8 protein-coding genes are annotated in these 15,022 nt (G+C 57.5%); 2 read left to right on the top strand and 6 right to left on the bottom strand.

The features are described from left to right. Positions 1–6 precede the first annotated feature (6 nt). From WJT74_RS05940 to WJT74_RS05950, 3 genes are read right to left on the bottom strand one after another with little or no spacing between them, the layout of a single operon-like run. The gene (locus WJT74_RS05940) at positions 7–1,338 is read right to left on the bottom strand and encodes an McrC family protein (RefSeq protein WP_343347996.1); all 1,332 of its coding nucleotides are present in this window, start codon (positions 1,336–1,338) and stop codon (positions 7–9) included. Continuing rightward, positions 1,335–4,739 carry an AAA family ATPase gene (locus tag WJT74_RS05945; protein WP_343347998.1) on the bottom strand — a complete coding sequence of 1,135 codons (3,405 nt, stop codon included), beginning with the start codon at positions 4,737–4,739 and terminating at the stop codon, positions 1,335–1,337. The genes WJT74_RS05940 and WJT74_RS05945 overlap by 4 nt, the downstream gene beginning before the upstream one ends. Then, on the bottom strand, positions 4,736–8,116 hold the full coding sequence (locus WJT74_RS05950; protein ID WP_343348000.1) for a TM0106 family RecB-like putative nuclease: 3,381 nt from the start codon (positions 8,114–8,116) through the stop codon (positions 4,736–4,738). The genes WJT74_RS05945 and WJT74_RS05950 overlap by 4 nt, the downstream gene beginning before the upstream one ends. A gap of 109 nt (positions 8,117–8,225) precedes the next feature. Between WJT74_RS05950 and WJT74_RS05955 the strand changes: the two genes are divergently transcribed. Both WJT74_RS05955 and WJT74_RS05960 read left to right on the top strand, forming a co-directional pair. Continuing rightward, positions 8,226–9,221, top strand: a complete 996-nt coding sequence (locus WJT74_RS05955) for a helix-turn-helix transcriptional regulator (protein WP_343348003.1) — start codon at positions 8,226–8,228, stop codon at positions 9,219–9,221. A gap of 446 nt (positions 9,222–9,667) precedes the next feature. Then, a complete protein-coding gene (locus WJT74_RS05960) occupies positions 9,668–10,915 on the top strand; it encodes a hypothetical protein (protein ID WP_343348006.1) in 1,248 nt (415 codons plus the stop codon). Here WJT74_RS05960 and WJT74_RS05965 read toward each other — a convergent pair whose 3' ends face one another. Genes WJT74_RS05965 through WJT74_RS05975 form a run of 3 tightly spaced genes read right to left on the bottom strand, consistent with a single transcriptional unit; the run spans position 10,916 to position 14,592 of the window. After that, positions 10,916–11,977, bottom strand: a complete 1,062-nt coding sequence (locus tag WJT74_RS05965; protein WP_343348008.1) for a hypothetical protein — start codon at positions 11,975–11,977, stop codon at positions 10,916–10,918. Next, positions 11,970–12,614 carry a hypothetical protein gene (locus WJT74_RS05970; RefSeq protein WP_343348011.1) on the bottom strand — a complete coding sequence of 215 codons (645 nt, stop codon included), beginning with the start codon at positions 12,612–12,614 and terminating at the stop codon, positions 11,970–11,972. Before WJT74_RS05970 ends, WJT74_RS05965 begins: the two co-directional genes overlap by 8 nt. Continuing rightward, positions 12,607–14,592, bottom strand: a complete 1,986-nt coding sequence (locus tag WJT74_RS05975; protein ID WP_343348013.1) for an AAA family ATPase — start codon at positions 14,590–14,592, stop codon at positions 12,607–12,609. Before WJT74_RS05975 ends, WJT74_RS05970 begins: the two co-directional genes overlap by 8 nt. Between the last annotated feature and the right edge of the window lie 430 nt (positions 14,593–15,022).

Here is a 15,022-nt window from a genome sequence, read left to right on the forward strand (position 1 = left end):
ATCGCACTAACTAGCCTCGCAGTCCGCCCAATCGCGGGCTGCATGGTCTGTTGTCACCAAGGGCCGTGTCAGCGAATGAAGCGCGGAGACGATCGCATCTTCACTAGCGGCAATATCCAGCGTTCCGATCGAAAGCCGGTCCGCCCCACCGACGATGCCGAAACCCCTCTGCATCCGCGACCCTGAACCCGGGTCGGCAGGATACAGCAACATCAGTTCTTTCGTCCGGTAGAGCCGTGCATAGGCCATCAGCTGGTAGACATCGCCCTGCTGGATCCCGCGCTTGCGGTCGGTCGGCTCGCCGAGCTTTTTCCACTTGGTATCGATGATCGCGACGATCTCGCTCCCACGGTAGAGAATGAAGTCGGGCTTCGTCTGGAAGAGGTTGCCTCTCTCGAGATGCTCGCCTGTGTGATCGCCTAAGCAGAAAGCGCGCCCGCCCTGTTCGGTCACGCTGATGTCCGTCCCCGCCCACGCTTGCCGGAGCAGCGCGCCGACATAGGCCTCGAACAGATCGTTCATCGGAAACAGCAGGGTGATGCCTGCCTTGCCTGGCGCGTGGTGGGTCGCCTGCCAGTCGCGGCGAAGCAGCAGTTCGGCGAGATCGAGGAGACCTTTCCAGCGACGGTTCGTGCGGTCGATCTGCACCTCGTCCCACGGCAACATCGACAGCGGCTTCAACTCGATGTCGGCGAAGGCGTGACGAAGTTCGGAAAGTCGCCGCTGCGTCTCGAAACTTCTTGCGTGGTGGGCGAGCGAGGTCACTGCGGCGGCCATGATCTGCATGAGCGGAGTGTTGGCGTCGAGTTCGTCGAAGCAGCACGCCAGTCGATCGGGCCGGACGGCATGATGCGTGAATTGCCGAGCCACATCGAGCCGGCCCCGGAGCGCTACGAGGTCGTCGTGATGGCCTTGGTAACGCCGCGGGAGCCCGCGCCGTACTTCGCCGAGAAGCTGGTCGGCGAACACGCGGATGATGATGTCGAGCAGCGTCTCTCCCTGGCGCGCAAGATCGGCTGTAGCCCCGATCGAAAGATCGAGACCCAGCGCCACCTGCAGCATCCGCAACAGCCGGGAACGGACGTTGGCAGCGTCCTCGTCCGCAAGATCGGGGTCGACCTTCGGAAGGATCTCGAGGCTGCACCCCTCCGCAGCGATGACCCCCACCATCTGACGCGCACTCAGTTTCGTGTGGAGATCGACGAGGACATTCGTCCCTTCTTCGTGCGCGCAGGGATGCGCCCTCGCCGCGGCGAGCAGGGCGTCAGCCTGCGAACGCGTGAAGCCGCCTTCGCCGACCGGCCTATTCCCCCACTCGCGAACGCTGAGGTGCGTCATCCTTCGAGCTGGGCTTGCGACGCAGCGTCCGACAAGCCCGCGAGCTTGCGGTAAGCATCGACGTCGAAGCTGTTACGGACGCTCCAGCGTTTCCGGTCCCCGACGTCATTCATTCCGGGTGGCGCTTTGAGAGCAGCTTCTTCGATAAAGCCATCGCCCAACACTGCGTGGATGCGGCCGAAGTCCTCGAAGAAATACTCCTGCAAGAGCGGAATGACCTTGCGCCGTATGACATCGTCGATCGCCGCTTTGTCGCGGCTCCCATCGCCCATGAAGAAAGCGTGACCGATCGAATGTTCGCGGTCGAGCAGGAATTCGATCCGGGCATTGATCGTTTCCAGCACCTTACGAAGCGGGATGCCGCCAACGTCCTCGGGAAGCAGGCTCGGGTCCGGCGCGACTTCCTCGAACTGGAAACGTCGCCGGAGCGCCGTGTCGAGCAGTGCGATCGAGCGGTCGGCGGTGTTCATGGTACCGATGAGATGGAGGTTGGCAGGAACGCTGAACGAGCGTTTCGAATAGGGCAGCGTCACGCTCAGAGCATTGGCCATGCCAGCGCGTTTGTCTGGTTCGATCAGGGTAATGAGCTCGCCGAACACCTTCGAGATGTTCGCGCGGTTGATCTCGTCGATGATGAGAACGTGCGGAAGCAGGTCGCCCTCCTCGCCATCGTTCTCGCCGCTGTTCATCAATCGCTCGAGCGCCGCTTCATTGAGCTGCGATTTGGGAAGCGGATAGATGGTGTCGAGGCTAAAGCGCTTGTCGGGCATGAGCTCGCCCACCGGCAGCCCTTCCGCATCGCTCCATAGCCATCGGACCGCACGCCGATGCGAATATTTCCCTGAGCTGCGCGGTGCATATTCGTAGGGTCCTTCGACAAGACCGATGGCACGGAAGGCATTAAGGCCCTTCGTTACGACCACCACATCTCCAATCGAAAGCTGGTTACGGAAACGGTCCGGCGACTTCACCACCCCGTGCCGGACGGAGATATCTTCATCGGGCGCACCGGCTCGCGCGACTTCGAGAATAGCCTCTTGATCGTCGAACCGAGGGTCGCTCCAGTCGGCATTTCCAAAGCCCAATAGGAGCACGGACTGCTCTAGCGCTTCTTCGAACACCCACTCGCTGTGCGGATCGTTGGATTGCCCGAGCGACATTTTGAAGACCTGTCGGCCATCAAGCGTGAGGCGATCCCCGCTCCGCTTGACCCGCCGCGCGGCGCGTTCTGCAATGCGATGGAAGACTCCACTCTCGGCCTTGAGGCGAAAGCCCTGCGATGCCCCATCGTCGCCCTCGGCGATGTCGGGTCGCAACCCTTCAATGAAATCCTCGTATCCGAACGACTGGTGAAAGGTCACAAAGTCGATCTGGCGGCTGTCGATGAGTTCGCGATATCGCGTCATCAGCGCGGAGCGCCGCTCTTCCTGCGTGTCTCCCGAAGGCACGTCCCCGTCGCAAAGGCGGACAGCCTCCGCCGCGGTCCGATAGGTTTTCCCGGTGCCCGGCGGGCCGTAGAGAATGAGGTTTGTCGGCTTCATCGTGATGTCTTTCTCGTGCGTGCTCGGGAACAGGCGGTCGCGCCAATAGGGTTGGGCGAGGAACCATTCGATGTCCTGCTCCTCACCTTCCAGAAGGAAACGGCGCAGGCGATCGGCAGTCTCGTTCTCGCCGGGGTCGGACAGCCGCCAAACCGTGCCGTTGTTGGTGTAGAGGTACCACGTGCGGGCCTCCGCCCACTCCTCCCAATCCACCCCGACCCGAACACCATCTTCGCTAACCTCCGTGATGGTCCCCAACGCCGTGAACCGCATCCCACTCACGCGACCGCCATTGGCGTCAAACGGGAGATCGTCGGACTGGTGAAAATAGTGACGCATCGCGATGTGGTCGCCGACCTGCATCGCCCGCATGCGGTCGTTATAAGCGCTGCCGCTATCGTTCAGCAGGCTCCATTCTTCGCGCTGGACGAAGCGCGTCGTCCCGTCTTCTTCGCCCGAACGCGCCGTCACGATCCACAGCGGCGTGTCGTCGAGAACGCCCGGCTCGCCGAGCCGCGTGCTGCATGCCACCCAAATGAAACCCTGGACGTCCCACAGATCGCGCGGCTGCCAGCCCCACTCGTCTCGCATGATGACGAAGAGCTCTTCGGCTTTTGCGGTCGCGCGGGCAAGTTCATCTGCAGTGAGCGGCGACCAACCAAACAGCCGCTCGTCTTCGAGCGCGAGAAAAAGATTGGTGAACCGGTCGGTGCGAAGACCGATCGCCCGCGCAGGATGCGTGAGCGCGGCAACCAGCGTCGGGATGGTCCGGCTGTCGCTGTACGGATTGCTTTTCGCGCTGGCGAATGCGGGCTCCCAGGTTCGCTCGACGAACTCGATCACCGCCGCCTGAGGGTCCTCGCTCAGCGCGATATCGGCAGCCGCTTCTTCGAGCAGCCCCGGATGATCGCGACGACGATCCCTCAGACCATTTGCCATTCGCCAGCCGAGCAGATTGCTTTCCAGCCCGCCGTCGCCTGCGATCAAATCGAGCAGGCGCCCGCCAAGCGCGCGCCTGTCATTCGACAGGGTCTTCACCGCCTCGGCCGCGGCGTCGATCAGCTTGCGCTTGTAAGCGTCCTCTTCCTTGGCGAATTGTTGCGAACCGGGAAAGCCGCCGGAGCCTTCAAAGTCAGGAAACTTCTTAAGAAAGCGCCGCTTCAATCGAATTAAAGCGTCGTCCTTACCGGCGGCGGCAGGCCATAATCCTTCACGAGTTGGATTGTTCGGCAGCCAAGCTTCGATTGCGTCCCGCCTTGCTTCCAACATAGCCTCAAAGGCTTCAGCATCTTCCCTAGTGGCACGAAAAAGGCCGTCTAAACCGAGGCTATCTGCCTGATGGTTAAATTCAATCGTCGGTTTGGAAGCGTGAAGAGCCCCCACTGTTCCGCGAGCGATCACCCCATTTTCTGAAAAGCGCCCCAGTCGTATTTGGGGGATGTTCGTTCGGTACCAGTCAAGACCTACGGAATGCGCTGCCCTCGCCATCCGACAAAAGTTCTTCGTTGTGTCTTCGTCCCACTTTTTGCGCCGGGCGTGAAAATAATCGCAGCTATCGAAGCGGGCCAATAGCTGTTCATCTGATAACTGCGAGTTCGATGTATCGTTGACGAATGCCCTGTAATATCGAAGCGACTGCCTCAGATGGTTACGCTCGCCTTCGTTACCCAATTCGGCAGGAAGCGATGCTGGATCGGCTAACCTTTGTGCCACCTCATCGATACGGCTGTCGGTGATTAGCTCATCCAAATCGCCAAAATGGCGATCAATTTTGCGCAGTTTGCTCAACTGTGTGGATATCGTGCTGTCCTGCAAACGCCGAACATTCTTCATCCAAACTCGAAATTCTTCTTCCCTCATCGGGTCCCCTCTCCGACCGCCCATGCGAGCGTATTCAGTAATTGCAGTTCTTCCACGCTGTCGGCGTTGAGATCGACGAGGCGCGGATTCATCACGAATATCGACAGGATCCGTCCCCGGCTCACCGCAACATTCAACCGGTTCTTCGAATAGAAGAAATCGGTGTGGCGCGGCAGATCGTCGGGGCTCGATGTCGTCATCGAGACGATTACGACCTCGGCCTCCTGACCCTGGAACTTGTCGACCGTTCCGACGCGTGTGCCATGAGGAAGGCGCGCCTTCAGATGGTTCACCTGCGCGTTAAAGGGCGCGACGACGAGAATATCCTGCAACCCGATCTCGCCCACCGTGCCGTCGCGGCCCGTGAAGTGCGTGCCGATCAGCTCGTCGATCAGCCCGGCGATGCGCTCGGCTTCCTCGGCGCTGACCTGGCTGCACCCCTCGTGATCCATCGCCGAGATGCTGAGGCCATGCGGCTTGAGCGCATCGTCCTGCCAGTCCTCGACATGCAGCCGCCGGTTCGCGCAATCGGGATGCGCTTTCAGTCGGCCCTCGTAAACCGCATCGGAAATAAAGCGGCAAAGGTCGGGATGCATTCTCCAGCTCGTGTCCAGCAGGATGCCGCGATCGGACGCGACGGTCGCTGCGCCCTCGAGATAATAATCGAGAGCGGAAAGCCCACTTTCGCCGGGATGCGCGCCCTGGACAGGCTGGGGTAGCTGCATCTGATCGCCGACCAACACGAGATTTCGCGTCGATCCCGCCATCGCGACCATGTTGCCGAGCGAGACCTGCCCCGCCTCGTCGATGAAGAGGTAGTCGAGCTTCCCCTCCATTTCTTCCCGCGCGAACAGGAACGCCGTGCCGCCGATGAGGGCGTAACTCCCCTCTTCGATGTCCTTGTTCTGGTCGGTCCAGCCGATGTTCTCGCCATCGAAGCGCGACTCTTCGTTCTGCGCGCTCGCCTTCTTGATACCGTCGAAGAACACCCCGCGTTCGGCGGCGACGTCCTCGACTTTCTGAAGCAGGTTGTCGATCGCCTTGTGGCTGTTCGAAGTGATGCCGATCCGCTTGCCGTCCTCGATCAGCGAGACGATGACATGGGCGCTGGTAAAGGTCTTCCCCGTTCCCGGCGGGCCCTGAATGAGCAGAAGGCTATCATCGAGATTGCGCGCGTTGCGCGTTGTCGCATCGACAAGGCTTTCCTCGTCGCGAACGAGGGCTCCCTCTGTAGCGACCTCAAAGCGCGGCTTATTCCGTCGAAGCAAATCCATCAGCGCCGCAGAGCCGCCACCAGCCGCAAGCGCCTCGGCATTCCGCAGCACGCCCATCGCGAGTACCTTGTCGGGGATCGGCCAGCCCGCGATTATCGCACCATCTTCGGGGAAATCGCCGGCGGCAACGCCGCGCTTCACCTCGACCCAGCCATTTTCTATATCGAGATCGAAGATGGTCCCCAACGTCTCCATCGAAGGCGCGTGCAGGACACCATCGCCGGGACGCAGTTTCGTGTCCTGTTTGGGAGACACCGAATAGCGCGCCACATATGAGCGCTTTTCGGTGCGGATCCAGTCGCCACCAAAGGGCTGCAATCCTCCGATGCATTCAAGATCGTCGAGCCATTCGTTTTCGCTTGCGTCGCACCGATCAAAGACCGCCCACAGCGCCGGCTTCTTCGCGCGATGGTGGAAGTCGACCAGATGCGCGAGGGTCTCCCCGACGCCGCCCGCCAGTCGCTCGGATGTGCGCAGGCGCTCGCGGAGACGCTCCTTGCGCAATTCCAGTTCGTTTCGCTCCTCGACCTTGGCGAGATCGACTTCGCCGCGCCCTTCCTTGACCCACCAGTCGAGATCGTCACGTCGCTGGTTGAGCAACCAGTCGCGCAGCCCCTCGGTGTTGACGCAATCGACGCGGTTGTAGTCGAGAATGTTCTCGAGGATGGCGTCGCCTGCGGCCGTGCCCTGCGCCTCCTTCCATCGGTGATAATAGACGATGGAAGCGCCCGCGGTGGCGACGTCTTCTTCGCGTGCCGGCGCAAAGAACTTCTCGAGCGACTTGAGGCTCATGTCGCGCTTCGAGGTCCGGATAGCATGCCGCGCGATGGCGTAGAGATCGACGAACTTTTCCGCGCGCAGAAGATCGTCGACCTCCTGTTCGCGCGAGGCGAACGCCGTTGCGAGACGCCGAAGTGCTGTGATCTCGTAGTGCGCGTAGTGATAGACGTGCGCTGCGGGATGATCGCGAAGATGCGCCACGAAGAAATCGACGACCTTCTCGAAGGCAGCGCGCTCTGCCTCGCGGTCGTGCGCCCAGTGATGAATGAATTTCGCCCTCCCCTGCTCGTCGCGCAGGTGGATGCCCCAAAGATACTCAAGGCCGCCGGGGTGATGCGGATCGCCCTCAAGGTCGAAGAAAAGGTCCGCCGGATCCGGCTTGGGGAAGCGCAGGAAGCCGCGGTCCTCGGCTTCGGGTAGTGCCTCGACAATCGCCGTACCGTTTCGAGCTTCTTCGAGCTGCAACTGTGCCTGCCGCAGCAGCTTTGCAAACATTGCATCCGCCAGCTTGGGAATGCGGCGCGAGGGATCGGCCTCGGCCAGCGCCGTCAGGGTGTCGATCCCGGCATCACGCAGCTTCTTGATCTGCGGCCGGCTCATGCCCGCGACACGCGACAGGTGGTCCGCCTCCTCCCATCCTTGCGCGCAATAATCACGCCATCCGCACAGGCCGCACGCCGAGCAGGGCTCTCCGGCTTCAAGCGATGGTGACCGATCGAGGCTGTCAACGAAAGCGAGATAGCGCTGCTGCGCTGCTTTTACGCTGTGGTGGAAGTCCGCCGCCGCGAAGGAACGCCGACTATTGTCGCCGAGGACGACATGGAGCCGCTTCGGCGCGCAACCTTGCGCGTCTTCGACCATTTGCGCGTAGAGCGAGAGCTGGATGAGATGTTTTGCGCGCGGCTCGCGGGCGAGTTTGGTGTCGACAGGCTCGTAGCTCCAGCTTCCGAAATCCGAAGGGGTGTCGACCCGCTCGAGAAAATCGATGTGGCCGATCCAATTATCGTGACGAAGAGTCGCCTGGAAGATGACATCGATGCCCTCCCGCATCGCGTCGATAGTCGCAGCGATCCGGTCGTCGAGCGAGCCCCTTTCGGGGATTTCCGAGACGTTGCCGTTCGAGCGGCATTGCTTGAGGTAGGCAGCCTCATGATCAAGGCCGGCCTGCGCAAGCAACTCCATTTCCTCGTCGTCCGAAACCGGATCGGGCAAGACGGCTGGGTCAAGCCTCTTCGCCATCGTGAGCGCGATGGATCGCGGGCAGCCGAGATAGGCGTTCAGATCGCTCGCCGAATGAATGATGTGGTCGTCAAAGATACGCATGACGTGCAACTACCCCCTCGATGCGACAGAAACGGTCGCATCTTTCGCTTGTCACTATGATAAGCGTGCGACAGTATCGAGCAAGTTAATCGGGGTTGGGGGGGCCGACATGACATCGCCGCGAAAGATGCCATTACGGCGCGCCCTCGACCTCATCCGCGAACTTGGAGCTTCGAGCGAAGGTCTGACGCTCGACGAGATGGCCGAGAAACTGGGCCAGACCCGACGCTCGGCCGAACGGACCCGTGATCTCATTGCCGGGGAGTTCGAACTCATCGAAACGCGCGATGGCGAAGGTCGCAAGCGCTTCCGCATCCCCGACATTCCGCAAGTCTATCTGCGCCCGAGCGCCATCGAGATCGCCGCCTTGGAAGCGGAAGTTGCGGCGCTAAGGCGAAAGGGTAGCGGTCAGGCAACGGTCCTCGCCCAATTGCTCGGCAAGCTGAACGGTCTCCTCCGCGAGGACGAACGCATCCGCTTGGCCCCCGACCTTGAAGCGCTGCTCAGCTATCAGCGTTCCTTTGTCGGCCCGGGTCCGGCGCTGCCCGCCACGATCGAGGCTCAGACACAGATTGCCACCGCGATGATGGCAGGTGCCTGCATCGAATTCACCTACACCAAGCCCGAAGGACAGCCTGCCTGGCGGCGCGTCAGCCCATGCGGCCTTCTGCATGGCCCCACCACCTATCTCGTCGGAATGATGGACGACCTCGAACCGCTCCTTTTTCGCGTCGATCGCATGTCGGAGGTTAAGGTCAGCGACCGGATGGCAACGGTGCCCGCCGAATTCGATTTAGATGAGTGGCTCGCGCGGGGTTTCGGCATCTGGCGCGGTGACATGCATGACGTGATCCTCCGCGTCCTCCCCCATGCCGCCGACAAAGCACGAGCGTGGCGTTTCCACCCCAAGCAGCAATGCGAGGAACGAGACGATGGGAGCCTCGTGATAACATTCTCTGCCAGCGGGCTGCGCGAAATGGCCGAGCACCTGTTCACTTGGGTCGGCGACATCGTGATTGAAGCGCCCGACGCCCTGCGCGACGAGATGAACGAGCGCCTTAGGAATGCTCGGGCGATGGTCGCGCCGAGAACGGCACTTCTTTGAGGCCGATCGACAGTTTTGAGGCTGTGACTGCTTCTGGGCCGACTGCGGACTTTCTGCTTTTAGACAGCCTTCTCCAAAAACGGACTAGGCGCCCATGGGAAGAAAATTCATCATCGCGGGGAATTGGACAATCGCGTCAGAGAATTTAGGTTTCCTCGAGCGAAATCGGCTCGCTGATTGTTTGGATTTGAGCTTTTGCCGTTGCTCAGGTGGCCTCGGGTCAGCAAGACCTTGGTGCAGTCGTCTGGCAAGACGTTCCGCTTTGAATGTTGGCCTGAAAAGCGTACCAAAAGTGGAATATTTACATTTATGGTGTGCACCATGTGGTGTTTGCACACTGCTTTTTGGGGTTCTCTATGCCAGCCGCAGTCACTCCCTTGAGTCCACGGTTTCTACACCTTGATTCGTTGAAGGCCTCGCCCCGTCCCGTATCGATGAAGGAATGGTTGGCTGATCGCCGGCCAGAATTTCTTTCGACCAATAGTGGTGCCGATCCCGTTGCATTTCAGACTTGGCGCAACTTCAAGGAAGCCTTTGCGCCCGAGCTTATTGCGCAAGCATATGAGGAAACGTCATCCTCTTTAGGTCACGAAGTCACTTCAGCCATTGATCCGTTTGGGGGTTCCGGCACGACCGCTCTCGCTTCGCAATTCCTAGGCGTTCATCCAACAACCATTGAGGTAAATCCTTATCTTGCGGATCTCATTGAGTCGAAGCTGGTTAGCTACGACACCGAGCGCCTGCTGGCAGATTACCAGCGGGTGTTGCAGAACTTCTCGGATCTAACGGCAAACCAGTTTCCGGAGGCGCCAAAGACCTTTGTGGAGCCGGGACACAAGGACCGCTACATCTTCTCGCACAAAGTCGCGTCTAGGCTTGCGGGCCTGTTTGCGGCTGTCGCCGAGATAAGAGACGTAAGAAATAGGAGACTGATGCGTGTCCTCCTTTCATCGATAGCTGTCGATCTTAGCAATGTGGTCGTGAGCGGGAAGGGCCGCCGGTATCGCCGAGGCTGGCAGGATCGCACGATATCAACTTCAGATGTGATGGCGGCTTTCGATGACGCTTTTTGCCAAGCCGCTTATGACATTAAAAGGTTCGAGCGTCGCAAGTGTGTCGATTATCGATTGCTTCGAGGAGATTCCCGAAAACTTATTCCTGCTAATGGCGAGTACGACATGGCCGTATTTTCGCCGCCCTACCCAAACAGCTTCGACTACACAGACGTATACAACGTAGAGCTTTGGGCAGGTGGCTATTTTACCAGCGCTGAGGCGAATAAGGTACTTCGCCACAAGACCCTGCGAAGCCATGTTCAAATCGCAAGGTCGTTCTACGCGAGTGAATTGCCTTCAGAGAAACTCAAAGTGGTCGCGGCGCAGCTGGACGGCGTCCGAGAAGAACTCTGGAATAAGCGCATCCCCGATATGGTGATCGCATATTTCGCTGACATGCAACGCGTGATGAGCAAGCTCTCATCTTCGCTTGTGCGAGGAGGGCGGATGTACGCGGTGGTGGGAGATAGCCGCTATCAAGGTATACAGATTCCGGTCGCCGAGATCCTAATCGAGATTGCCTCGCCCTTGGGCTATAACCTTGTTGCAAGCGAACCTTTTCGCTCCATGAGGGCATCACCTCAACAGGGCGGTCGAGCAGAGTTAATCGAGTCGTTGATCGTCATGGAAAAACGGTGATCATCCATCGCTGTTACGCTTTCGAGAGGCTCTAGCGCTTCGGTAAAGAAACCACCGCCACAGCCTGATCTCATTATCATTCGCCTCCTCAAAGATATCTTCAAAGGTAGCCTCATCCCCAAAATCTGATCCACGCATGTCATAGCAACAAAGAGCCGATTTGTTGGCGTGAAGCGCTTCGCGAAATCTAATCGCTTGGCTCAGCCCCTCTTCGACAGCTTCTGCTACTTTAGAAGCAGGCACTTTTTTATTTCCCGAAGTTTTTTCGCGCAGCGCCTTCAATTCAAGTTGCCAATGGGGCTGCAAATAATTGCCCCCTATCGGCCTTACGCGTTTCTCAAGAATGTATACGTCCGCCCTGCCCTCAGTATTGGGGACTTCTGGCCTTACCTGAAAATTCGCTCCAAAGTGGCCATTAAGGTGGCGGACCAATTCACCTTGTATAACTTTCTCAGTATTCTCCACAGGTACACCTTTTGACGCCTCGGACCACACTCTGGACTTGTTGCCTTCTGCGGCGAGTTGCGGTGTTCTAAGTGCGGTTTCGTAAAAGCCGTCCAGTACTTCCTTTAATTTCGTATCTTCTATCTCTGTTTCGAAAAAGAAAACCTCATTGAGCAGATCGGGGTTTGCATAACCTTCCCGATAAAGGAGCGTTATTGGCTCCTCACCTCGCCAATCAATCACCAGCGTAGGCAAACTCTCAAAACCAAATCTCGAAACAAGTGCCTCAAGATCCTTCTGTTCCCCTGCTTCGATTTCTCGGCAAAATGTTTGGCCAATCCGACTGTTCGTAAGAATGAGGTGGCCCGAAATTGGATCATGCCCATTGCGGAGAAGTGAGTTAGCGGGCCAGTCAGTTTTCATCGCAGGCAAGGAATCACTGAGAATGAAGACAGTGACTCCGGCTTTTTCTCCTTGCTCACGTCGCGCGTTGGCGAGCTTCGACGCGGCGTATAGAAAGTTCGCTATGAGCTCTCCCGCAAAGGTTGGTGGAATCAAAACCTCGTCAACGACGCTCTGAATCTCACCTATACTTACGCCGCCTGTGCCCCTATCCATAGGCGCGCCTATCCAACAACCTCAGGTAAAGCGCCATCGTTTCAGAGGGTGTATATGTAACTCCTTCCGGTGCAAATTGTTGGAAGGCGTAAAGAGTGTTGGCGGTGGGATTTTCCAGGGGAGATACAAATTCTGCGAAGTCCACAACTCGGTTAATCGAAACCGCAGGGTCAGTCCAAGATGCATCCTCTTCCGCAGCTTCGTCTCTCTTATCGTTTTCAATTAGCGCGAAAGCGAAGGCTAATTCCTGCAGAAAGTGAAACACCTTCTCTTCGTCGGGAAACACTCGAAGCGGCTGCAAAATCTGATCCGCTCCTTGAGGATTTAGATAATAAGTAGCGGCCAGAATCGTGGGGTCGGAGGAGTCTGCCAGCAAAGAGCCAATTTGAATGATCCCCTGACCAACGCAAAAATCCACCGCCTCTGCCACAACCAACGATTGCGGGCCACGAACTTCCTTCAAAACAGAGCCTTCGATTGGAGCTACTCCCCATTGGGGAGAAAGGACGTTCGCCAAATATATAAAGGCTTGCAAATCTTCAGAGGCGACAGGTGTCAAGCCAGCACGCTCCAGAGCGTACATTGCCTGAACGATCCTCGCCAATATCGGGACGTCGAGATCATGAACGTCATGCATCTGAAATGATCTCGTGCAGCTTCTCCATATATTCAGGCTTTAAGGAATCTAGTGCCGCAGTTGGTTTTGCTTGATCAATCAGGTTGACGATCCGCTGCCACTTCTCTCCTTTTTTGTAGTTCGAAAGCAATTTGGGGATAAGGCCGCCCTCGACGATGTTGCAGGCTAGTATGATGTTGTTCTCATCTAGCGCGGCGAAGCTCGCGAAAAGCGCTCCCGCCCTTTCCGCAAAAATTGCATCTACGCTCCCCTCTGGCCCATCAACGACAAGAGTTGCACCATCACCACCGATCACGGTGAGCAAAGCCATGCGAAAAATGATGTCCAAATAGAGGCGCTGGGAGTACGATACCTGATCCTCAGTTCGGCGGATATACTGGCCTAAAGTGGCTCCGGAGGTGAGTTCAGTTTCGAACGCAGGAAAGGATAGCTTTCGACCGGTCTGGCCTATCTTCACGTTTCGAGGTGAATAGACTAGTCTGACCTTCTCAGCGAAAAACGGGGCTGCAGTTTCGTCAAAGACCTTTTCGATTTGGACGCGGATTGTCTCGACCGCTGCGGAAACTTCGTCGAGGAGAATGGCAATTCGGCTCTCAGCCTCGGCTCTTTCGCTCTTGAATTCCTCAACTTGTCGAATAAGCGCGTCAATACGATTTTCTTCCTCTCGCATTCGCTCTTTGTCGTCCGCTGGCAGTTGGCGGACTAACCGCCGTATCTTAGTGAGTGATTTCTCCTGCGCGTCCTTATATTTTTCGGTCTCAGCCTCTAATTTATGGACCTGACCGCTTAGATTGGCGAAGTTGCTTCGGTGGACGTCTAGGGCACCTTCTGCCTTCTCAATCCCCTTATGGGCATCGCTCACTTGCGAACGCCACTCTTCACCGAGGTCTAGGCCATTGTCGGGCAACGATTTGACGTTCGCGCAGACTGGGCATTTCCCTGCCTTCACGCGCTTTTCAATCTTATCCGCCTGCGCCTTTGCCTCGTGTCCGCAAGCCAAACAGAACCCATCGGAAAAGAGCTTCAAATAGATGTACTGAAGGCTAAGATCGAGACCTGCAAACGCCTGACGGATAGATTCAAACTTTAGTTTCTCATATTTCGCAGTCTGGTTCAGAAGATCTGCTTCGGACCTCTTCAGCTGTAGGCGGATGTTATCTCTTTCATCCTTAAGCTGCTCCAACTCCTCCGAAATTTCGCTTAATCGTGCCTCTACATTTTCAAGGCTAGCGCGCTCGGCTCTGAGTTTGGCTCTTGTGTTGTTCGCATTCTTCAGATTCTTGAGCTTCTTCTCCTGGCTCTTTCTCATCTTGTGCAGGACCGCGCCTAGATTTCGCGCAGAACTGTCAGCCGAGATAATCTCTTGCTCTAACTCGCGAAGCTGTGGTGCTAACTTGGGAACCAAAAGGCCGCGAAAAACCTCATATTGAGCTTCAACGTTCCAAATGAGAGAGGTCTGACTCTCAAGGACAAAGGTGAGATATTCGAGGACCCTCACAACGTCATCGAAAGATCCAACCCCAACAGATTCTGCCAAAGCGAACTGGTAGCTCCCTTCATCCGTAAAAGCTTCTGCGTTGCCATTCTTTAGGCGACTTGCTTCGATGAGGGACAGGTCTGCAAGGTCACGGGTTACAGTGAACTGGTCTTCACCCACCTTGCAAGTGATCGTGGCCACCGCGTCAGCGGCTGCATCTGCGACCCTAACCGCAAACATCCGTTTGTTTGCTACCTGTAGATCGTTTCGTTGGCCGGCAAAGCCTGCCGGACGCAGTCGGACGTTGCCAGAAATCATCATCCGCATCAGCAGAAGCAAAGTGCTCTTACCGAGGCCGTTTACTCCGAGTATCAGCCAAGGACCGTCATCGAAGGAAATCTTCAGCCCCTCGCCGTCGACCTCGCCGGGATACAAATGGTAGTCGCATACGACCAAACTGCTTATTTTGGGAAAGTTTATGGAAGCAGTAGCCTCGCTCATTTAGGGGCGCGCCCTTTGTAACTGAACGACCTAAAAAGCTGTAAGCGTGCACACCAAATAGTCATGATAGTTCGTCATTCCCCCTCAGCGATTCATCCAATCGTCTTGCCGTCTGATTGTCTAGTCATATTTCGCTCGTAGATCGGAGATGTCACCAAAAACATAGGATCATGGCCCCGACGAGGCCTCAGCCCGCCAACCCAGCGCGAGCAACGTACATCTGGTCCAATGGTGTTCACCGGCCCTAAGCTTTCAACGTTATAGAAAAGAGCACTGTGAACGAGAGTGGCCTGAAGAGTCCAACTTATAAAGAAAAGGCTGCTTTCACGCATCGCGTCTTTGACAATAAGCGTCCGGAAGTAGGGCGCATTCCCGTCATTCGACCATGCATGCCCGAGCCGCAGCGAACTCTGATCTCACCGGCGGACCC

Origin of the sequence: Sphingomicrobium sp. XHP0239 (assembly GCF_039555325.1) — a bacterium.
Taxonomy (GTDB): Bacteria; Pseudomonadota; Alphaproteobacteria; order Sphingomonadales; family Sphingomonadaceae; genus Sphingomicrobium; species Sphingomicrobium maritimum.

Excerpts from the sequence above, each read along its gene's own strand:
- WJT74_RS05940 (WP_343347996.1), bottom strand. The coding sequence starts at position 1,338 with ATGACGCACCTCAGCGTTCGCGAGTGGGGGAATAGGCCGGTCGGCGAA.
- WJT74_RS05945 (WP_343347998.1), bottom strand. The coding sequence starts at position 4,739 with ATGAGGGAAGAAGAATTTCGAGTTTGGATGAAGAATGTTCGGCGTTTG.
- WJT74_RS05950 (WP_343348000.1), bottom strand. The coding sequence starts at position 8,116 with ATGCGTATCTTTGACGACCACATCATTCATTCGGCGAGCGATCTGAAC.
- WJT74_RS05955 (WP_343348003.1), top strand. The coding sequence starts at position 8,226 with ATGACATCGCCGCGAAAGATGCCATTACGGCGCGCCCTCGACCTCATC.
- WJT74_RS05965 (WP_343348008.1), bottom strand. The coding sequence starts at position 11,977 with ATGGATAGGGGCACAGGCGGCGTAAGTATAGGTGAGATTCAGAGCGTC.
- WJT74_RS05970 (WP_343348011.1), bottom strand. The coding sequence starts at position 12,614 with ATGCATGACGTTCATGATCTCGACGTCCCGATATTGGCGAGGATCGTT.
- WJT74_RS05975 (WP_343348013.1), bottom strand. The coding sequence starts at position 14,592 with ATGAGCGAGGCTACTGCTTCCATAAACTTTCCCAAAATAAGCAGTTTG.